Source organism: Actinomadura sp. 6K520 (assembly GCF_004349245.1).
In the GTDB taxonomy this organism is placed as follows: Bacteria; Actinomycetota; Actinomycetes; order Streptosporangiales; family Streptosporangiaceae; genus Spirillospora.
On record NZ_SMLC01000040.1, the window covers coordinates 23307 to 44128 of the forward strand.

A 20822-nucleotide genomic window follows, 5' to 3' on the forward strand; every position below is an offset into this window, starting at 1 on the left:
GACGCTGTACGTCCCTTCCATGATCCCCCGGTGTGCGAGACTCGGCGCCGTACTGGCGGGGAGTCAATGCGGGGGGACCATACGATGGCTCGGCGACTGGCGGCCGCCCTGGGCCTTCTCCTGGTGATCTTCGCCGCGCTGCTCTTCTGGCCGGTCGTGATGACGTACACCTTCGTGGCCGGGGAGAAGGCCACCGCGTCCGTCACGAACTGCGAGACCATCCGGAACAACAAGTCCACCGACACGACCTGTACGGGCACGTGGCGCACCGAGGGCGGCGACACCGGTTCCGGCGAGATCTACGGACTGGACGAGGACCAGGAGGGCGACACCGTCCCGGTCCGGATCGGCCCCATGGGCCCCTACGCCGGCGGATTCGGGCATTCGTGGGTGCTCTTCCTGACCGCCGTGCCCGCCCTCCTCGCGCCCGTGGTCGTGGCGTTCTCGCTCGGCCCCTTCTTCAGCCGCAACCGGAGGCTGGCCAGATCCCTGCTCGCCGAACCGGGCGGCGGGCGCCTCGTGATCGTCACCCGCGATGCCGTGACGCACGCGGACGGCAGCCCCTTCGCCACGGTTCGGAAGGCGGAGTCGCCGCCCGCCGGGTACCGGCGCGCCGAGGTGCCGGGCCGCCCCTTCCGGGGACACCAGCGTTCGGTCTTCGAGGCGGTGGCCGGCATCAACCGGGACGCCACCGAGTTCACCGCCGTGGTCGGCACCGCCGGGCGGCCGCTCATGTTCGTCGAAGCCCGCACGAGCAAGGAGCTCGAAACGGAGTGCGTGCTTCTCGACGCGGCCGGCGCCGCGCTGGTCGTCGTCCGCCGCCTCTCGGCCTATCCCCTCCACTACAGCCTGCTGAGCCCGGCCGGCGAGGCGATCGGGTCCGCCAGGCCGGCCGTCGGCAAGCTGGGCGGGAACCTGCTCATCCGGGACGCCGGGGGCCTGCCCGTGGCCACCGCGGCGACGTCCGGCCGCCGATGGGTGGTGCGGGTGGAGAGCCGGGCGTCTTCGCTGCTCCGCGACGCCGCCCTCGCCCTCGCCCTCATCCAGCTCCGCTCGGACTGACCCCGGCACCTCTCGCGCGGCCGATCGGTCACGATGACGGGGAACGGGCGGAGCGGGGCGGTGAGTCGAAGTGTCCATGCGATCGCATGCTGCTCTCCGGGTTCGGCTCGTCGCGCTCACGCTGCTCATCGCGGCCGTCGCCGCCATGCTCTTTTGGCCGGTCGTGATGACGTACACGTTCGTGTACGGCGAGAAGGCGACCGCGTCCGTCACGAACTGCGAGACCATCCGGAACAACAAGTCCACCAACACGACCTGTACGGGCACGTGGCGCGCCGAGGGCGGCGACACCGGTTCCGGCGAGATCTACGGGCTGGACAAGGACCAGGAGGGCGACACCGTCCCGGTCCGGCTCGGCCCCATGGGCCCCTACGCCGGCGGATTCGGCAGGAGCTGGTACCTCTTCCTCACGGCCGTGCCCCTCCTGCTCGCGCCGCTCATCGGGTTGTGGGCGCTGCGGGCCACCCTGGCGTCCGGTCGCAAGCTCGCCGAGTCCCTGCTCGCCGACCCCGCCGGCGGGACGCTGCTCGTCGTCTCCGGTGACAAGGTGTTCCACGCGGACGGCCTCCCCCACGCCACGCTGAGCCCGCCCGGGGCACCGTCGCCCGGTCACCGGCCGGTCGAGGTGCCGGGCCGCCGCCGCCGGCTGTTCGAGCGCACCGGTTTCGACAGGGCGGCCGGCCTCAACCGGGACGCGACCGAGTTCCGCGCCCTGACCGGTCCCCGCGGGCACACGCTCGCGGTCGTCGAGTACCGCTCGGGCGTGGACCTCGAACCGGAGGACGTCCTGCTGGACCCGTCCGGGACTCCGCTGGCGCTCATCCGCAGGATCGCCCCCGTCCCGCGCGCCTACGAGATCCTCGACCCCGGCGGAACGCTCATCGGCTCCGCGGCGAACCTCGACGGCAGGCACTCCAGCAGCCTGCGCGTCACGGACTCGCGGGGCGCCACGGTCGCGACCATCGCGCACACCGGGCGGCGGTGCGTCGTGCGGGTGGAGAGCACGGCGCCGCCGCCGTTCCGGGACGTCGCGATCGTCATCGCCTTCGCGACCTTCCGCACCACGGACTGACCGGCCGCGCCCGCCGCGGCTCACCAGGGGCCGAAGACGCGTTCTCCGTTCGCGGCGATCGCGGTGCACAGCTCGGCGAGGGGCACGCCCTTGATCTCCGCCATCGCGCGGACCGTGTGCGGGATCAGGTACGACGCGTTCGGCTTCCCCCGGTGCGGGAGCGGGGTCAGGAACGGCGCGTCGGTCTCCACGAGCACCAGGTCGAGCGGTGCCGCACGCAGGGCCTCGCGGAGCGGTTCGGCGTTCTTGAACGTGACGTTCCCGGCGAAGCTCATCACGTAGCCGCGCTCGGCGCAGATCTCCGCCATGCGGGCGTCGCCGGAGAAGCAGTGGAAGACGACGTTCTCCGGCGGGCCCACCTCGTCCAGGACGGCGAGGACGTCGTCGTGGGCATCGCGGTCGTGGATGACGAGCGCCTTGCCGGTGCGCTTGGCGATCTCGACGTGGGCGCGGAACGAGCGGTGCTGGTCCTCCTTGGGCGCCCAGTCGCGGTAGTAGTCCAGGCCCGTCTCCCCGATCGCGCGGACCTTCGGGTGCGCGGCGAGCCGCTCGACGTCGGCGAGGACGGCGTCCAGGACCCCGGTCGTCTCGTTCGGGTGGATCGCCACCGCCGCGTACACGTCGTCGAAATCGCCGGCGGCGTCCACCGCGAAGCGCGAGGACGGCAGGTCGCAGCCGATCGTGACGATGCGGGTGACGCCCGCCGCCCGCGCCGACCGGACCTGCTCCTGCACCGGCGTGTCGACGATGTCGAGATGGCAGTGGCTGTCGAACACGTCCACCGGGAGGCGCTCGGGAAGCGGCGGGAACGAGCGCGCGGACTGCCCGTCGCCGTTGCGGCTCACGGACTCTCCAGCCGCGCGAGCTCCTCGTCGACGACCGACGGGTCCAGCTTCTTGAACAGCGGGGTCGGCTTGGTCAGCGGGACGCCCGGCTTGATGGGCGTGGACTCCCAGCGCGCCTCGGTCGCGTAGTCGCCGGTCAGGACGCGGTAGTCCGGCCCGCCCTCCTCGGAGACCGTCTTCAGCTCCGGCATGCCGCTCCACACGCCCTGGCCGCCGAGCATCTCGTACACCTGCTGGGAGGAGTACGGCAGGAACGGCGTCAGCAGCGACTTGGCGTCGTCCACCACTTGCAGCGCGGTGTGCAGGATCGACCGGACGCGGGCCGGGTCGTCCTTCAGCTTCCACGGCGCCTGGTCGGACAGGTAGCGGTTGGCGTCCCGGACGACGTCCAGCGCCTCGGTGATCGCGTTCTTGAACCGGGACCGTTCGAGTTCGGCGCCCACGGCCCGGAACGCGTTCCGGCTGCGCTCCATCAGCGCGCGGTCGGCGTCGGTGAGGTCACCCGGCTCCGGGACCGCGCCGAAGTTCTTCGCCGCCATGTTCACCGACCGGTTGACGAGGTTGCCCCACGCGGCGACGAGCTCGTCGTTGTTGCGGCGGACGAACTCCGACCACGTGAAGTCGGTGTCCTGGTTCTCCGGCCCGGCGACGGCGACGTAGTAGCGCAGCGCGTCCACGTCGTAGCGGGCCAGGAAGTCCTGCACGTAGATGACGACCTGGCGGGACGAGGAGAACTTCTTGCCCTCCATCGTCAGGAACTCCGACGACACGACCTCCGTCGGGACGTTCAGCTCGCCGAGCGAGCCCGGCTTGCCGCCCCGGTCGCCCTTGCCGCCGTAGCCGAGCAGCATCGCCGGCCAGATCTCGGCGTGGAAGACGATGTTGTCCTTGCCCATGAAGTAGTAGGACAGGGCGTCCGGGTCCTGCCACCAGGCGCGCCACGCCTCCGGGTCGCCGGAGCGGCGGGCCCATTCGACGGAGGCGGAGAAGTAGCCGACGACCGCGTCGAACCACACGTACAGCTTCTTGGCCGGATTGTCCCGCCAGCCGACCAGCGGGATCGGGACGCCCCAGTCGAGGTCGCGGCTGATCGCGCGGGGCTGCAGGTCGTCCAGCAGGTTCAGCGCGAACTTCAGCACGTTCGGCCGCCACGCCAGCGCCCCGCCCTGCTTGCCGCGCAGGTACCGGCCGAGGACCTCGGTGAACGCGGGCAGGTCGAGCATGAAGTGCTCGGTCTCCACGAACTTCGGCTTCTCCCCGTTGATCCGGGACACCGGGTTGATCAGGTCGACGGGGTCGAGCTGGTTGCCGCAGTTGTCGCACTGGTCGCCGCGCGCGCCGTCGTACCCGCAGATCGGGCAGGTGCCCTCGATGTAGCGGTCCGGGAGCGTGCGGCCGGTGGACGGCGAGATCGCGCCCATCGTCTTCTGCGGGAAGATGTAGCCGTTGTCGTACAGGCCCTTGAAGATCTCCTGGACGACGGCGTAGTGGTTCAGCGTGGTGGTCCTGGTGAACAGGTCGTAGGACATGCCGAGGCCGTGCAGGTCCTCGGCGATGACGCCGTTGTAGCGGTCGGCGAGCTCGCGGGCGGACACGCCCTCCTTGTCGGCCTGCACCTGGATCGGCGTGCCGTGCTCGTCGGTGCCGCTGACCATCAGGACCTTGTTGCCCGCCATTCGCTGGTAGCGCGCGAACATGTCGGCGGGCAGCGCGAAACCGGAGACGTGCCCGATGTGACGGGGCCCGTTGGCGTACGGCCATGCGGGCGCGGTCAAGATGTGACGGCTTGACGAGGACATGGGATCAAGGGTAGTCGCGTCGCGGGGGGCGATGTGCGCGAGTAGCCTGGTCCGGCGCCCGGCGGGCGGTACGCCCTTCCAGTAACCGCAGGCTCCCCAGAAGGCAGAACCGAGGCATGGCCCACACCCAGGCCGACCAGCAGGCCGACCGGCAGGCCGGCGAGCAGCCCGGCGAGCGGGCGGCGAGAGCGACGAGGGACGCCGGGCGGGACCGGCGGCGCCGGTCCCCGGCCGCGCGGGTGGCCGCCCGGCTGCGGCGGACACGGCGGGTGGTGTGGCTGTCCCTGCTGGTGTCGGTGTCCGCGATCGCCGCGCAGTGGGTGCTGCTGACGCCGCCGCTGTACTTCGACCCGTACTACGTGTGGCTCGCCGCGGGCTCCTGGCCCGACATCCCCCTCACGAGGTGGCCGTTCAACGAGGTCCCCCACCAGGTGACCCGGCTCGGCCTCGTGCTGCCCGCGCGGCTCGTCCAGGAGGTCCTCGGGCCCGGCCAGGCCGGCTACTTCGTCGTCGCGGCGCTCGGCGGCTGCGCGTTCTTCACCGGCACGTACCTGGTCGTCCGGTCGCTGTTCGGGGACGTGGCGGGGATCGCGTCCGCGGCGGTCCTGCTCGTCCACCCGTTCTTCACGATGACCAACCCGTTCGGGCACGAGATCACCTGGTCGACCGGGGTGGTGCTGCCGGACATGCCGGGCGCCGGGCTGTTCGCGCTCGGGATGGCGGGCCTGGTCGTCGCGGGCCGCCGGACCGGGCGGGCCCAGACCCGGCTGCTGCTGGCCGCCGGGGTGTGCCTCGGCGCGTCGTTCCTCGTCCGGGAGTTCCTGGCGTTCCTGTTCCTCGCCATCCCGGTGTACCTGGCGCTGCTGCGGATCCCGTGGCGCCGCAATTTCACGGTCGGCGCGCCGATGCTGGCGATCCTGGCGGCCAACCTGATCCACAACCAGATCGTGTGGGGCACGCCCCTCGCCGGGCTCGTCTCGGCCGCCACGCACGGCGGGGAGTCGCGCGACCACGTGACGCGCGAGCTGGCGCTCCGCTCGTTCCCGCGCGCCATGCACGACTGGCACGCGCTCGGCGCCGTCTTCACCGTCGCGCTGGTGCTGACGATCGTCGGCTGGGCCGTCACCCGGGACCGGCGGCTCGCGCTGGTGCTGGTGTGGTTCTGCACCCTCGCCGTGCCGCTGACGCTGTTCTCCGGCGTCCTCGACCCGACCGACATCAAGCTGCGGGCCTGGCTGCAGCGGTACTGGTTCGCGGTGCTGCCGGCGCTCCTCGCGGGCGGGTTCGGGTCCCTGATCCTGATGTCGCGGATGCTGCCGTCCGGGCTGCTCTCCCGGCTCCGGCTCCGGTCGCGTGCCGTCCGCCGGGTCGTCGTCCCGGTGGTGGCGGTCGCGCTGGGCGGTGCGTACGCGGTCGCCGCGGTCAGCGCCGTCCCCGACCTGCCGCGCGACAAGGCGTGGCACGAGCTGCGCGGCTACCTCACCGAGCACCGTGAGATCACGCTGATCTGCGCCGACCGGCGGCTCGCGCAGACCCTCACGTTCTACACGCGGGACACGTGGGGCGAACCGGTGTGGCGCGGCGAGATCCGCGACTTCCCGCACTACCTGCCGAAGGTGCCGGCGAACGCGCGGGAGGGGCCGATGCTCTACACGCGCTGGCGCGGCATGGAGTCGCAGATCGCGTCCGGCTGGCGCCCCGCCGACCACGGCTGGACGCTCCGCTGGCGCTCCTCCGACGGAACCCTCGAAATCTGGAACCCGCCACCCGCCACCCGTCTCCGCGGACCGGGCTAACGGCTGACGGCTAGCGGCTCCAGGCCGCCCAGTCGCCGGTGGCGGTGCGGCGGCTGTCGACGACGTGCCAGCCGGGCGGGGCGCCGTGCGGCCAGGACGCGCTGGCGGGGACGTTCTTCGGCCACGCGAGGACGACGAGGTCCGCGTGCTGCGGCGGCGGCGTCCAGCGGGAGTCGAAGACGCTTCCCTCGCTCCACCACGCCCAGTAGTAGTGCGAGAGCCGGGTCGTCCATGGGACGTTCCAGTCGACGGCTATGGAGCGCTGGTCGCGCAGGTCGACGCTTCGCCTGAGGTCGGTCTGCGCGATCGCGTCGCGCACCAGCGGGCGGGCGATGCGGTCGGTGGCGGTGACGCTCATGCCGATGCCGACGGCGGCGAGGACGGCGGCGAGGACCGGCGGGCCGTGGCGCCGCGGCCGCGCGGCCACCACCGCCGCGAACAGGATGACGAGCCCGGCGAGGGTGGCGCGCCACAGGTGGAACTCGGCCCAGTCCCAGGTGAGGAACGCCGTCTCGGGGAAGTCGTAGGCCGTGTAGGTGTACAGGCTGAGCAGGTCGCCCGCGTACCACTGGACGACGGACGCGGCGGCGAGGGTCAGGGCGGCCGCCGCTGCCGCCGCCCCCAGCAGCGCCCGCTGCGGCGCGCGCAGCAGGACCGCGACCCCCACGGCGAACAGCACGGGGGTGATGCAGGCGAGGTAGCGGCCGTAGACGTAGTTGCCGATGCGGTACTCGACCGGCAGCGCCGCCGAGGTGGCGAACGCGATGCCCGCCACGACCGCGATGACGGCGAGGGCGAGCGCCCGCGTCCGCCCGGGGGTGCCGGGCACCGCGGACGCGGCGGAGGGACGGACGGCGGCGAACGCGACGGCGACGAGCCCGACCGCCGCGACGCCGCCGGTGGCGACGGCCTGGTACCAGACCTGGCCGGTGCCGAGCGACGTCGTCCAGGCCCACCCGTCCTCGGTGGTGAGCCGCCGGACCATGTTGGCGCCGAGGTCGTTGTCACCGTGCGGGTACATGTGCGGCAGCAGCGACCGGTTCAGCAGCGTCGCGGCGGCCGTCCCCGCGGCGGCGGCGAGCACCGCGAGGGAGACGCCGTGCCACCGCCGCCACCGGCACACCAGCGCGGCCGCGAGCAGACCCGCGTGCGCGACCAGCAGGATCGCGCCCCGCGAATGGCAGGCGAAGGCGTACGCGACGAGCAGTGAGGCACCCGCCCCGGCCAGGTGCAGGCGGACGGACGAGCCCCAGTCCTCGGGCGGCGGGGCGTTCAGCCACGTGTGGACGAGCAGCAGCCACCCGGCGAGGACCACCGGCAGGATCGCGTCGGTCAGCACGAACTCGGAGTAGAACAGCACGCACGGCAGCACCGCGGTCACGTGCGCGAACACGTACGACCAGCGCGCGCGGACCCCGAGGCGGCGCAGCAGCAGGTAGCCCAGCGGCAGCATCAGCGCGCTGACCAGCGCGTTGATCACCAGTGCGCCGCGGTAGACGGCGACCGGGCCGTCGCCGGACAGGAGCGCGGGCAGGAGCAGCAGCGGGTATCCGCCGCGGTAGACGGTCCCGGCCGACATGTCGGCGTCGGGGCCGCCGGTCAGGACCCGGGCGGCGAACAGGTAGCCCGACTCGTCGGGTGTCGCGACCGGCACCGTCTGCTCGGAGCCGAGCCAGAGCCGCACCGCGACCTGCGCCAGCCAGCCGAGGCCGAACAGCAGGGCCCAGCGGCGGCGGCCCGGCCGGGCGGGGGCGGTGCGCGGTTCGGCGGGCGCGACCGGTGGGCGCGCGACGGCCGGGGAATCGGCGCCCGCCGGTATTCGCGTGCTCATCGACGTACGGACCCCCGCTACAACGCTCAGCTGCTTCTCCGCCTTCGCGCTCTCGGCTTTCGCGCTCTCGGCTTTCGCGGCGGCCGGCCCGGCCGCCGTCCGGCCGGCGGGAGGCTAGGCGTCGTCCTCGGGAACCGCCTTGCGGATGGCGATCTTGGCGCCGTCCGCCTCGGCGGCCTGCCCGGCGGTCTCCCTCTCGTCCTCGCCCTCGGCGACCTTCCGCACGGCGGCGTCCACGACCCCGGCGGCCTCCTCGGCCGGGTCGGTGAGCGGCGGGTGCTGGCGGCGGCGGATGCCGAGGATGCTGACGAACAGCGACGCGAAGATGGCCTGGAAGCTCATCACGAGCGCGGTCGCGGCGGGGACGACGATGCGCAGCGAGTGCCGCGGGTCCAGCTCGCCGAAGCTGTTGACCCGCCAGTGCAGCAGCGACGCGACGAGACCGGCCAGGCCGGCGACGGCGAGCAGGCCGCCGAGCAGCAGGCCGCGCTCCAGGCTCCACCAGTCGATGATCTTCTGGACGCGGCGGTCGTGCGGCAGGAATCCCTCCTGCATCGCGTACACCTTCGTGAGCAGCGCGAACAGCACCGCCTGGAAGCCGATCACCAGCGCGGCGCCGGCGCCGACGAGGGTGTCGACGTCGAACGCGACCTCCCCGACCGTGACCGGGCCGGTCGACAGTGCGATCCCGGCGACCAGTCCGAGAGTCATGAAGACGAGACCGGGGATGAGGAACAGCCAGCGCGGGCTGTAGAGCAGGAGGAAGCGGAGATGACGCCAGCCGTCGCGCCAGGTGTTCAGGTGCGGGGCCCGGGTGCGGCCGTCGGGCGACAGCGTCGTCGGGACCTCGCGGATGTCGTAGCCCTGCAGCGTGGCCTTGACGACCATCTCGCTGGCGAACTCCATGCCGCCGGTCTGCAGCCCCAGCCGCATGATCGAGTCCTTGTTGAAGGCGCGCAGCCCGCAGTGGAAGTCGCCGATCTTGCTGCGGAAGAACAGCCGGCCGACGAAGCTGAGCACCGGGTTGCCGAGGTAGCGGTGCAGGGGCGGCATGGCGCCCTCGGCGATGCCGCCCTTGAAGCGGTTGCCCATGACGAGGTCGGCGCCGTCGCGCAGCTCGTCCAGGAACGGCCCGAGGGTGGTGAAGTCGTAGGAGTCGTCGGCGTCCCCCATGGCGACGTACCGGCCGCGGGCGGCGGCGATCCCGCCCATCAGCGCGTTGCCGTACCCCTTGTCGATCACCGGCACGACGCGCGCCCCGGCCTCGCGGGCGAGCTGCTGGCTGCCGTCGGTGCTGCCGTTGTCGGCGATGACGACCTCGCCGTCGATGCCCTTGTCCTCGAAGAAACCGATCGTCTTGCGGACGCAGGTCTCGACCGTCTCGGCCTCGTTCAGACATGGCATCACTACGGAGAGTTCCACGCGATCTCCTTCGTTACCCCTGGTGACCGTCTGCGGTGTCTTCCAGTAATCTCTTTTGTTCCGCGGTGCGGCCCGTCGTCGGTTCATGATGCCTGCCGGGGACGGGTAATGATGGCCGCTCTCGTCAAGAGCACCCGTATCGTGTTGCCCACTTGCAACCGAAAAACCCTCACCGCCACGGTCGCGGGCGGCAGGCTAGGACGTCAAGCATACGGGCACAGCGGCCCGGAAAGGTTGGGTCGGCTGTGACGCGCGGCGGAGAACGCAGTGCCACCGGACCGGGGGCCGGACACCACAGGGGAGGTGCGGCAGTGGCGGGCGAACCAGCACGGCGCACGGCGCTCGGCACGGCGCCGGTCACCACGCCGGACGGCGCCGCGCGGGGCGGCGACGCGACGGGGAACGCGTCCGCGGAGGTCGCCGACCCGCACCGCGACACGCCCGGCGGGACGAAAGTCGCCGACAAATTGGACGGCGCCCTTTCGGGTGACCCGCGAAGCGCGGCACGTACCGGTCCGAAGTCCGGTTCGGGCCGCGCTCGCGGATTGTGGACGCTGGCGCGCCGGCACCCGGTGTTCAGTGTGATCATTGCCACAGCGACGCTGCTCCGCGTCGTGGCGATGCTCGGCTACCAGCCGGTGATGTTCTTCAACGACAGCTTCGACTACCTGCACGTCGCGACCGAGCCGTACCCGCACCCCCTGCGCCCCAACGGCTACGCCTTCCTGCTCCTGCTGCTCAAGCCGTTCCACAGTTTCGCGCTGGTCGCCGCCCTCCAGCACCTCATGGGCCTGGCCATGGGCGTGATGATCTACGCGCTGCTGCGGCGCAGGTTCGGGCTGCCCGGCTGGGGCGCCGCGCTGGCCGCCGCGCCGGTCCTGCTGGACGCCTACCAGCTCCAGCTCGAGCACCTGGTGCTGTCCGACACGATGTTCACCTTCCTGGTGATGAGCGCGGTCACGCTGCTGCTGTGGCACGACCGCCCGTCCTGGAAGATCGCGGCCGCGGTCGGGCTGATCGTCGGGCTGTCGTGGCTGACCCGCTCGGTCGGGATGCCGGTGCTCCTCGGCGTGCTGCTGTACATGCTGGTCCGGCGCAGCGGCTGGAAGCTGATGGGCGTCACGCTGGCGGCCTGCATGCTGCCCGTCCTGACCTACATGGGCTGGTACAAGGCGGAGAGCGGCAAATTCGCCATCACCGAGAGCAACGGGATCTTCCTGTACGCCCGGGTCTACAAGTTCGCCGACTGCCACAAGATGAAGGACCTGCCGGTCCGCGAGTACCCGCTGTGCACGGAGCCCGCGAACCGGCTGCCCAACTCGCAGGACGGCATCTGGAACGCCCAGTCCCCGCTGAACCGCTCCCCCGGCACGCGCTTCGGCCCCGAGAACAACGCGCTCAGCAACGACTACGCCAAGCGCGCGATCATCTCCCAGCCCGGCGACTACCTGCGGGTGGTCGCGTACGACTTCCTCCGCGTCTTCCGGTGGGAGCGGACGGTGTTCCCCGACCCCGCGACGTACTCCCAGTACGAGTTCCGCAGGACGCCCACCAGGCCGCTGCCCGACTGGCAGATGGACGCCAACTCGATCGCGTCCGCCGAGGCGAAGGCGTACGAGCGCGGCGACGCCGAGACCCGCGTGGTCGAGCCGTTCGGCGCCGTCGCCCGCGGCTACCAGGACGTCTTCTACCTGCGCGGCACGATGGTCGGCGGCATCCTGCTCATCGGCCTGGCCGGGCTGGTCCCGCTGTGGCGCCGCTTCGGCGGGCAGGCGGCGCTGCCGTGGACGCTCGCGACCGGGCTGCTGCTGGCGCCGGCGGCCACCGCCGAGTTCGACTACCGGTACGTGCTGCCCGCCGTCCCGCTGGCGGCGCTGGCCGCGGGCATCGCGTTCACCCCGGAGGTCCGCGGCACGGTCGCGGGCTGGGGACGCCGCCTGCGCCGCGGCGCCGTCGCCGCGACCCCCGTGCCACCGGTCCCGGCCGAGCAGGCCGAGCCCAAGGTCCCGGAGGTCGCGGCCAAGTAGGCCCCGCCCACCAGGCGTGCACGCGGCGAACCCCGCACCGCGAGAACCGGTTACTTCTTCGCCTGGACGACCGCGTCGTAGACGATCCGCTTGGGGACGCCGTTCTCCTTGGCGACGTCCACGATGGCCTGCTTGCGGGGCGTCCCGGCGTCCACCCGGACGGCGACGGCGGCCGCGAGGTCCGCCGGGTCCGTGAGCCCCGCCGGCTCGGGCGCTCCGCCGACCACCAGCGTGATCTCGCCGCGGACGCCGTCGTCCGCCCACGCGGCGAGTTCGCCGAGCGTCCCCCGGCGGACCTCCTCGTAGGTCTTGGTCAGCTCCCGGCACACGGCGGCGGGACGGTCCGCGCCGAACGCGTCCGCCATCGCCGCGAGCGTGCCGGCCAGCCGCCGCGGCGACTCGAAGAACACCAGCGTCCGCGCCTCGTCCGCGAGCGAGGCCAGCCGCCGCGCCCGCTCACCGGGCTTGCGCGGCGGGAACCCCTCGAAGCAGAACCGGTCGGTGGGCAACCCCGACACCACGAGCGCGGCGGTGACGGCGGAGGGCCCGGGCAGCACCGAAACCGGCACCCCCTCGGCGATCGCCGCGCGCACGAGCCGGTACCCGGGATCCGACACGCCCGGCATCCCCGCATCGGTGACCACCAGTACGTCCCGCCCGTCCAGCAGTTCCCCCAGCAGCTCGCCGGCCCGGACCTTCTCGTTCTGCTCGTAGTAGGAGACGACCCGCCCGGAAAGCTCCACCCCGAGCTCCCCGGCCAGCCGCCGCAGCCGCCGGGTGTCCTCGGCCGCGATCACGGCCGCCTCCCCCAACGCCCTGACCAACCGCCCTGAGGCGTCCTCCACCCGCCCGATAGGCGCCGCCGCAAGCACCAAGCTCCCCGTCACGACCCCATCCTCCCGGTATGACGCCCCCCGCAACAACATCAGCCACCGCCGCAACCACGCGCCGACCCCAACGCTTGCGATCGCGTCCGAAGGCAGGTGGCGAGCGAAGCAAGCAACCTGATCGCGCAGCGAGCCCCTGGGCGAGCCGGAGCGATGCAGCGATCGCGCGCAGTGCCCGTTGAAGGAAGGCGCTCCAGCGCCTGACGCCAAGGGCGCTGCAATACTGCACTGATGACGACGGATCTGGTTTCCGCTCCGGCCGTTGGGTCTCGGCGGCCGCCCCCGCTCCGGGAGTGGCTCGCGCCCGCGATCCCGGGGAGCCCGCTGCTCTCCTGGCTGGGGCCGCTGCTGGTGACGCTGTTCGCGGGTTTCCTGCGGTTCGACGGCCTGGGCACGCCGAAGGCGGTCGTCTTCGACGAGACGTACTACGCGAAGGACGCGCTGGCGCTGCTGGAGTTCGGCTGGGAGCGCAACACCGTCGAGAACGCGGACAAGATGCTGATCGCGGACCCGGACGCGAACATCTGGGCGGAGGGCGCGGCGTTCGTGGCGCATCCGCCGTTCGGCAAGTGGATGATCGCGATCGGCGAGCTGCTGTTCGGGGCGACGCCGTTCGGGTGGCGGTTCGTGCCCGCGCTCGTCGGGACGCTGTCGGTGCTGATCCTGTGCCGGCTGGCCCGCCGGATGACCGGGTCGACGCTGCTGGGCTGCGCGGCGGGGCTGCTGCTGGCGCTGGACGGGCTGCACTTCGTGACGAGCCGGGCGGCGCTGCTGGACGTCTTCGTGATGTTCTGGATCCTCGCGGGGTTCGCGTGCCTGGTGAACGACCGGGACCGCTCCCGCCGCGTCCTCGCCGAGAAGATGGAGGGCGGGTACCGCTCGGCGCACGGGCCGTTCCTGGCGCACGGGTGGCGGTACGCGGCGGGTGTCTGCCTCGGCCTGGCCTGCGCGACCAAGTGGACGGGCCTTTTCTACGTCGCCGCGTTCGGGCTGATGGTCGTGCTGTGGGACTACGGGGCGCGGCGCGCGGCCGGGGTCCGGGCGCCGTTCGCGGGGACGATGCTGCTGGAGGCGGTTCCCGCGTTCGTCCAGCTCGTCGTGGTGGGGCTGGTGACCTACCTGGTGACCTGGTGGGGGTGGATCTTCCGGCCGGGCGGCTGGGGACGCGGCGACGCGGCCGATTTCGTGCTGTGGCGGCCGTTCGAGGCGCTGCCGGACCTGTGGCGCTACCACGGGCAGATGCTCGGTTTCCACAGCGGGCTGGACGACAGGCATCCGTACCAGTCGTGGCCGTGGGACTGGCCGATCCTGCGGCGTCCGGTGGCGTTCTTCTACAACGAGCCGGAGAACGCGTGCGGGGCGGGGCGCTGCTCCCGCGAGATCCTCGGGATCGGGACGCCCGCGCTGTGGTGGGGCGCCATCGCCGCGCTCGTCGCCGTCGCGTTCCTCTGGCTCATGCTGCGGGACTGGCGGGCCGGGGCGATCCTGCTCGGGTTCCTCGCCGGGTGGCTGAGCTGGTTCCCGTCGGCGTTCAACGAGCGCACGATGTTCCTGTTCTACGCGACGCCGCTGCTCCCGTTCATGGTGCTGGCGGTCGTCCTCGTCCTGGGGTACCTGATAGGGCCCGCGCCCGCCGGGGTGAAGGGCGCGCACGCGGCGGACACCGCTGGGCGCGGCGATCATGACGACCTGATCGGTTTGTCCGAGTTCGGGGCGAGCAAGGCCGGGCCCGCCGGCGGGGCGGGGACGCGGCGGCTGATCGGTGCCGCCGCGGCGGGGGCGTTCATGCTGGTGGTGCTGGCGAACTTCGCGTACTTCCACCCGATCCTGTCGGCTCAGACGATCCCCTACGAGGACTGGCACGACCGGATCTGGTTCCAGTCCTGGGTCTGATCCGGGGCGTCAGGCGGCGGCTTCGGCGGTGTCGGCGGTGACGGAGGGGGCCGGGGCCGGGCGCAGCGTGCGGGCTCCGAGGAGGCAGAGCACCAGGGCGAGGACGCCGCCCGCGCCGGCTCCGGCGAAGGCGCCGGGGACGCCTCCGACGTCCTGCCCGATGCCGGACACGAAGGAGCCGAGGGAGCCGCCCGCGCCGATCGCCGCGACGATCCAGGCGAACGCCTCGGTGACGGTCCCCTCCGGGGCGAGCCGGTCGACGAGCGCGAAGCTGCACGCCAGCACGGGCGCGAGGGAGACGCCGCTGACGAACGCGAGCACCGACATGGCGGGCAGGCCGGGCGCGAGGACGAGCGGGACGTAGCCGGCGGCGAGCGCGGCGAGCAGCCACGGCAGCCGCCGGTTCGGCTCGCCCGCCCACGGCCGGGCGCCGTAGACGAGCCCGCCGACGAGCGCGCCGCCCGCCATGCACGCCAGCAGCAGCCCGGACGCCAGGTCGCGGCCGTACCGTTCGGCGTAGGCGACGACGGCCACGGCGTAGACGCCGAGCGCGATGCCGGCGCAGGCGAGCGACAGCAGCAGGACCCGCAGCCCCGGGGAGCGCAGCGGCCCGGCCCAGTCGGCGGCGCGCGGCCGGCCCCGCCACCGGCGGGACGGCCCCGACAGCGCGACGACCAGCGTCCCGGCGATGCCGAGTGCGCCGGTGAGCAGCAGCGCGGCCTCGGTGTTCACGACGGCCGCGGCGACGACGAGCAATGGGCCGACGGTGAAGAGGAGTTCCTGGGCGGCGGCGTCCAGCGCGTAGGCGGCGTCGACCTGCTCCTGCCCGTCCAGGACGTCCGGCCACAGGGCGCGCAGCCCGGCCTCCAGCGGCGGGGTCGCGAACCCGGCGAGGACGACCGCGCAGACGGACAGCGGCAGCGGGCGGGCCCCGGTCGCGGCGAGCAGGCCGAAGCCCGCGGCGGAGGCGCAGGCGGCCGGGAGCAGGACGACGGGCTGGCCGAGCCGGTCCATGGCGCGGCCGAGGACGGGCTGGCCCGCGGCCGTCGCCAGGCCGAGGATCGCGGCGAGCGTCCCGGCGAGCGGGTATCCGCCGCCGTCCCCGCGGATGTGCAGCACGACGGCGAGCATCCCCATCCCGTTGGGGAGCCGGCCGAGGAGGGTTCCGCCGAGCAGCCTCGCGGCGAACGGCCTCCGCAGGAAGACGACATAGCCGCGCATGGGGGGACCCGCCGTTCAGTCATACGTATTACCCGTCCGGTCATACGTACCACGTCGGGGTGGTCCGGCTCTACCCTGAATTCGTCCCGGCCAGCCGAATGGGAGGATCATGTGTCGTTAGCCGGCCGTCCCACCAGCAAGGACGTGGCCCATGAGGCCGGAGTCTCACAGTCCACGGTCTCGCTCGTGCTGGGCGGGAAGTGGGCGGGCCGGGTCTCCCCCGCCACCGCGCGCAGCGTGCGCGGCGCCGCCGAACGCCTCGGCTACCGGCCCAACCAGGCGGCCCGGAACCTGCGGCTCGGCACCACCCGGACCGTCCTGCTGATGGTCCCGACGCTGAGCGCGCCCTTCTTCGGCCCCGTCTACACGGGCGCCGCGCGGGTCGCGGCCCGGCACGGCTTCGGCGTGGTCGTCTCGACCTGGCCGGACGACGCGGTCGGCCCCGCGGACGGCCCGTTCGCCGCGCCGGACGAGGCGATCGACGGGATCCTCGCGTCCTCGATGGCCGTGGACGCGCTCGGCGGCTTCCGCGACACGCCCGCGGTCATGCTCGACAGCGGCCCCGCCGGCGGGCCGGACGGCGAGCGCGTCCCCACGGTCGACTTCGGCGTCGCCGAGGGCATGCGCGCGATCGCCGCCCACCTCGCCGGCCTCGGCCACCGCCGGATCGGGCACGTCGGCGCGGTCGTCGACCAGTGGACGTTCCGCGCCCGGGGCGGCGCCCTCGCGTCCGCCGTCGCCGCCCTGCCCGGCGGTGTCCTCACCCGGGCCACCTGCGCGATCGACGTCACCTCGGCCAAGGAGGCCGCCGGGCGGCTGCTGGACGCCCCGGACCGGCCGACCGCGCTCGTCTGCGACGACGACCTGATCGCCGCGGGCGCCTACAAGGCGGCGCGGGCCCGGGGCCTGGACATCCCCTCCGACCTGTCGGTGACCGGATTCGACGACGTGCTGCTCGCGACCGCGCTGGAGCCCGAACTGACCACCGTCCGGCTCCCCGCCGAGGAACTGGGCGCGCAGGGCATGACGACCCTGCTCGACCTCCTCTCCGGCGGACACCCGAGCCCCCGCGTCCTTCCCGGCGAACTCGTCGTCCGGGAGTCCACGGCCCCGCCGGGTGCCTGACGCGGCCGTCCGCGCCTCCCGGACCGGGCGGCGCGTCCGGCGAAGCCGGGTATAAGTGGCGCATGGCACCCCGTCCGTCCGAGACCGGCATCCCGTCCGAGACCGACGTCGAGGCGCACCCGGCGAACCGCATCGGCACCGCGCCGCCCCGGACCCGGGCCTGGAGCCACGGCGAACTGGAGGCGGAGGGCTTCCCGGTCACCGAGATGCGGGAGCACCTGCGCCGCCCGGACGCCGTCGTATGGCTCGACCTGTGCGGTGCGCGCCACGAAGACCTGCACGTCGTCGCCGACGAACTGGGCCTCGACCACGTCGCGGTGGAGGACGCCGTGTCCCGGCACGAGCGGACCAAGCTCGACCGCTACCACGGGTACGCGTTCGTCAACATGTACGTCCCGGTGGTGGACGGCGGCGACCTGACGCTGCACGAGCTGTCGGCGTTCATCACCGAGCGTGCGCTGGTCACGGTGCGGCAGGACCGCGGGTTCGACGTCGACGCGCTCATCCGGCGATGGGACGAGGGCGCAGGCCCCGACACCGGCGACACCGGCGCCGGGTTCCTGCTCTACGGACTGCTCGACCTGGTCGTCGACCTGCAACTGGAAGCCGTCCAGGCGCTCGACGACGAGGCCGACGAGGTGGAGGAGCTGGTCTTCGGCGACGCGTTCCCGGTCAAGGAGATCCAGCGGCGCAGCTTCCGCCTGCGCAGGAACCTGACGGCATTGCGACGGGTCGCGCTGCCCATGCGGGAGGTCGTCAACACGCTGCTCCGGCGGGACCTGAGACTCGTGGCACCGCCGCTGACGCCCTACTTCCAGGACGTCTACGACCACACCCTGCGCGTGTCGGAGTGGACGGAGGGCCTGCGCGACCTCGTCGCCGACCTGCTCGACGCCCGGCTGGCACTGCAGGGCAACCGGTTGAACGAGGTGATGAAGAAGATCACCGGCTGGGCGGCGATCATCGCCGTGCCGACCGCCGTCACCGGCTTCTACGGACAGAACATCCCGTATCCGGGCTTCGCCGAGCAGAGCGGCTTCATCGCCAGCAGCATCATCATCGTCGCCTCCAGCGGCACCCTCTACGTGATCTTCAAGCTCCGCGATTGGCTGTGATCCGCGATTGGCTGTGATCCGCGATTGGACATCGGGTTCGCCGCTCTGATCTTCTTCCCGGATGAAGGGAAACGCTCCCCGGTTCCGGGCCTCACTCGGCACCGCCGCTCTCGCCCTCACCGCCCTCACCGCCTGCGGGGACGCCGGCACGGCCACGCGGAGCGCGGAGCCGCCGGGCGGCGGCGCGTCCCGCGTCCCGGTCTCCGCATCGCCGCCCGCGACGTCCGATCCCAAGGTGACGGAGCAGATCCGCCGCCTGGAAAAGGCCCGTGACATGCGCATCGGCGCCTACATCCTCGACATGGGCACCGGCCGGGCCCTCGGCCACCGGGCGGACGAGACGTTCCCGTTCGCCTCGACGTTCAAGGCGATGGCGTGCGGCGCGGCCCTGCAGAAGGCCCGCCGCTCCGACCCCGGGCTGATGGACCGCGTCATCCGCTACAAGGAGAGCGACCTCAGCCCCCACTCCCCCGTCACCGAGAAGCATGTGAAGACCGGCATGACCGTCGCCGACCTGTGCCACGCGACGATCACGAAAAGCGACAACACGGCGGGGAACCTCGTCCTGAAGCAGATCGGTGGTCCCGCCGGGCTCACCGCCTTCTTCCGCTCGCTCGGCGACCGGGTCAGCCGCTCCGACCGCTGGGAACCCGCCCTCAACGACTGGCGGCCGGGCGAGAAGCGCGACACGACCGCGCCCCGCGTCTGGGCGGCCGACCTGGGGTCCCTCACCGTGGGCGACGCCCTCGTCCCCGCGGATCGCAAGCGGTTGGTCGGCTGGCTGAAGGCCACGGTCACCGGGGACGAGCGCATCCGCGCGGGCCTGCCGGACGGCTGGACGGCCGGCGACAAGACCGGCACCGGCGGCACCTACGGCTCCGCCAACGACATCGCCGTCGCCTGGCCGCCGTCCGGCGCCCCGGTCGTCATAGCGATCCTGACGACCAAGCGGACCCCGGACGCCGACCCCGACGAACAGGCGATAGCCCGAACCACCACCATCCTGATCCAGGCTCTCCGCTAGTGCGGTGGGGAGTCACAGTCCCCTGAGGAACTTCGCGGCGATGGGGGCGGCGGCTTCCGCGCCGGTGCCGCCGTCCTCGACGATGACGGCGAAGGCGATGTCCTTGCGGTAGCCGATGAACCAGGCGTGGGTCGGTGGTTCCTCGCCCGACCCGAACTCGGCGGTCCCGGTCTTGCCCGCGGTCCCGGACGGGAAGCGGACGTCGGACGCGGTGCCCTCGCTGACCACGGCGGGCATCAGGACCTGCAGGGCCTTCTCGACCGCGGGCTCCAGCTTCTTCGGCGGCACCGGCTTGCGGCCGTTCGCGTCGAGGGCCTTCGAGGCGAGGGCCGCGTCGACGATGCGGGGGGAGCGCCAGGTGCCGTCCGCCGCCGCGGCGGCGACGCTCGCCATGTTGAGCGGGCTCGTAAGCACCTTGCCCTGGCCGAACGACGCGGACGCCAGGGCGGTGTCGTCCTTGTTCTGCGGGAACGCGGCGCGGACGGCGGGGAGCCCCGCGATGATCGGGACGTTGAACCCGAACTGGCCGGCGACCTCGGTGAGCCGCTTCTCGCCGAGCTTGTCCACGGCGAGGCGCGCGAACGTGGTGTTGCACGAGTGCGCGAACGCCTCGCGGAACGGGATCCTCCCGAACTCCTCGTCCTCGTAGTTGCGGAACGAGCGGCCGCCGACCGTGGTGGTGGCGGGGCAGCCGACGCTCGTGTTCACCCCCACCCCGCCCGCCACGAGGGCGGCGGCGGTGACGACCTTGAACGTCGAGCCGGGCGGGTACTGGCCCATCAGGGCGCGGTTGTAGCCGCCGGGCTTGTTGGCCACGGCGAGGATCTCGCCGGTGGAGGCGCGCAGCGCGACCATGGAGGCGGGCTTCCTCGCGTCGGCGAGGGCCGTGCCCGCCGCGGACTGGACGTCCGGGTCGATCGTCGTCTTCAGCGGCTCACCGTCGGAGCCGCCGAACCGCTCCAGCGTCTTCACCTCGGTGTCCTCGGCGTCGACGATCTGCACGGCGAGCGCGGGCGTCCCGGCGAGGCGGCGCTCGTACTGCCGGTGCAGGCCGTCGGTGCCGACCGCGTCGCCCTCCCGGTACGGCGGGCCGAGCTCCTTCGCGGCCTTGGCGGACGCGGTCCCGAGCGGCCCGGCGAGTTGGCGGGCGGACCCGGACGGCGAGGCGCTCAGCACGCTGCCGTCCGCCGCGAGGACGGAGGCGCGGCCGGGCCAGTCGCGGGCCGTGCGCAGCCGCTGCCCCTCCTTGAGCTCCGGATGCAGCAGTCCCGGCGACCAGCGGACGCGCCATTCACCGTCCCGCTCGACCAGCGCCATGGCGCCGTCGTAACTGAAGGGACGGGTTCGGGCCAGCGTCAGCTCGGCGGTGTAGGACCCTTTCGCCTCGCCGCCGTCCGCGTCCCGCATGGAGGCGAGGGTGTAGCGCTGGCCGGTGACGGCCATGTCGTCCCGCATGCGGGTGAAGCGCTGCTCGAAGTCGGCGGGCGGCCGGTCGGTCAGCGCCTTCATCGCGGCGAGGTCGCCCCCGGTCCAGGCCGCGAGGTAACGCTCCGCGGTGTCCCGCGGGTCCTCGCCCCGGCGCAGGAACCACACCGCCCCCGTCCCCACGATCACGACCACCACCGCGACGGCCGCGGCGATGATCACTCGTGATCGGTGCATGTCGGTCTCCCTTCCCCCCTGATCAAGGCACCAGAACACCA

15 protein-coding genes are annotated in these 20822 nt (G+C 72.8%); 8 read left to right on the top strand and 7 right to left on the bottom strand.

Annotated elements, in window-relative coordinates; translation table 11 throughout:
* Window positions 1-84 precede the first annotated feature (84 nt).
* Together E1289_RS13685 and E1289_RS13690 are read left to right on the top strand one after the other, a co-directional pair.
* Window positions 85-1062: a hypothetical protein gene (locus tag E1289_RS13685; RefSeq protein ID WP_131979931.1), complete on the top strand. Its 978-nt coding sequence runs from the start codon at window positions 85-87 to the stop codon at window positions 1060-1062.
* A 76-nt stretch (window positions 1063-1138) separates the two neighbouring features.
* A complete protein-coding gene (locus E1289_RS13690) occupies window positions 1139-2134 on the top strand; it encodes a hypothetical protein (protein WP_131979933.1) in 996 nt (331 codons plus the stop codon).
* 20 nt (window positions 2135-2154) lie between these two features.
* Here the strand turns inward: E1289_RS13690 and E1289_RS13695 are convergent, their stop codons facing one another.
* A complete protein-coding gene (locus tag E1289_RS13695; protein ID WP_131979935.1) occupies window positions 2155-2979 on the bottom strand; it encodes a TatD family hydrolase in 825 nt (274 codons plus the stop codon).
* Entirely contained in the window at window positions 2976-4778 is a 1803-nt protein-coding gene (gene metG / locus E1289_RS13700; RefSeq protein WP_131979938.1) for a methionine--tRNA ligase, read from the bottom strand. Before metG ends, E1289_RS13695 begins: the two co-directional genes overlap by 4 nt.
* A 116-nt stretch (window positions 4779-4894) precedes the next feature.
* Between metG and E1289_RS13705 the strand changes: the two genes are divergently transcribed.
* Entirely contained in the window at window positions 4895-6574 is a 1680-nt protein-coding gene (locus E1289_RS13705; RefSeq protein ID WP_131979940.1) for a glycosyltransferase family 39 protein, read from the top strand.
* A 10-nt stretch (window positions 6575-6584) separates the two neighbouring features.
* Here E1289_RS13705 and E1289_RS13710 read toward each other — a convergent pair whose 3' ends face one another.
* Window positions 6585-8405: a hypothetical protein gene (locus E1289_RS13710; protein WP_131979942.1), complete on the bottom strand. Its 1821-nt coding sequence runs from the start codon at window positions 8403-8405 to the stop codon at window positions 6585-6587.
* A 114-nt stretch (window positions 8406-8519) separates the two neighbouring features.
* The gene (locus tag E1289_RS13715; protein ID WP_243712808.1) at window positions 8520-9827 is read right to left on the bottom strand and encodes a glycosyltransferase family 2 protein; all 1308 of its coding nucleotides are present in this window, start codon (window positions 9825-9827) and stop codon (window positions 8520-8522) included.
* 311 nt (window positions 9828-10138) lie between these two features.
* Here E1289_RS13715 and E1289_RS13720 point away from each other — a divergent pair, with 311 nt between their 5' ends.
* Entirely contained in the window at window positions 10139-11854 is a 1716-nt protein-coding gene (locus E1289_RS13720) for a glycosyltransferase family 39 protein (protein ID WP_243712809.1), read from the top strand.
* Window positions 11855-11904: 50 nt separating this feature from the next.
* Here E1289_RS13720 and rsmI read toward each other — a convergent pair whose 3' ends face one another.
* Complete coding sequence (gene rsmI / locus E1289_RS13725; protein WP_131979946.1) at window positions 11905-12780, bottom strand: 16S rRNA (cytidine(1402)-2'-O)-methyltransferase; 876 nt, start codon at window positions 12778-12780, stop codon at window positions 11905-11907.
* Window positions 12781-12972: 192 nt separating this feature from the next.
* Here rsmI and E1289_RS13730 point away from each other — a divergent pair, with 192 nt between their 5' ends.
* Window positions 12973-14634, top strand: coding sequence for a phospholipid carrier-dependent glycosyltransferase (locus tag E1289_RS13730; RefSeq protein WP_131979948.1), 1662 nt, complete (start codon window positions 12973-12975; stop codon window positions 14632-14634).
* A 9-nt stretch (window positions 14635-14643) separates the two neighbouring features.
* On the opposite strand, the gene E1289_RS13735 is transcribed toward E1289_RS13730, so the two are convergent.
* Entirely contained in the window at window positions 14644-15855 is a 1212-nt protein-coding gene (locus E1289_RS13735) for an MFS transporter (protein WP_131979950.1), read from the bottom strand.
* Window positions 15856-15966: 111 nt separating this feature from the next.
* Between E1289_RS13735 and E1289_RS13740 the strand changes: the two genes are divergently transcribed.
* The 3 genes from E1289_RS13740 to bla all read left to right on the top strand — a co-directional run bounded on the left by E1289_RS13740 (window position 15967) and on the right by bla (window position 19119).
* Window positions 15967-16980 carry a LacI family DNA-binding transcriptional regulator gene (locus tag E1289_RS13740; RefSeq protein WP_131979952.1) on the top strand — a complete coding sequence of 338 codons (1014 nt, stop codon included), beginning with the start codon at window positions 15967-15969 and terminating at the stop codon, window positions 16978-16980.
* 62 nt (window positions 16981-17042) lie between these two features.
* On the top strand, window positions 17043-18095 hold the full coding sequence (locus tag E1289_RS13745) for a magnesium transporter CorA family protein (RefSeq protein ID WP_131979954.1): 1053 nt from the start codon (window positions 17043-17045) through the stop codon (window positions 18093-18095).
* 61 nt (window positions 18096-18156) lie between these two features.
* Window positions 18157-19119, top strand: coding sequence for a class A beta-lactamase (gene bla, locus E1289_RS13750; RefSeq protein ID WP_131979956.1), 963 nt, complete (start codon window positions 18157-18159; stop codon window positions 19117-19119).
* 12 nt (window positions 19120-19131) lie between these two features.
* Here bla and E1289_RS13755 read toward each other — a convergent pair whose 3' ends face one another.
* Entirely contained in the window at window positions 19132-20781 is a 1650-nt protein-coding gene (locus E1289_RS13755; protein WP_131979958.1) for a penicillin-binding transpeptidase domain-containing protein, read from the bottom strand.
* Between the last annotated feature and the right edge of the window lie 41 nt (window positions 20782-20822).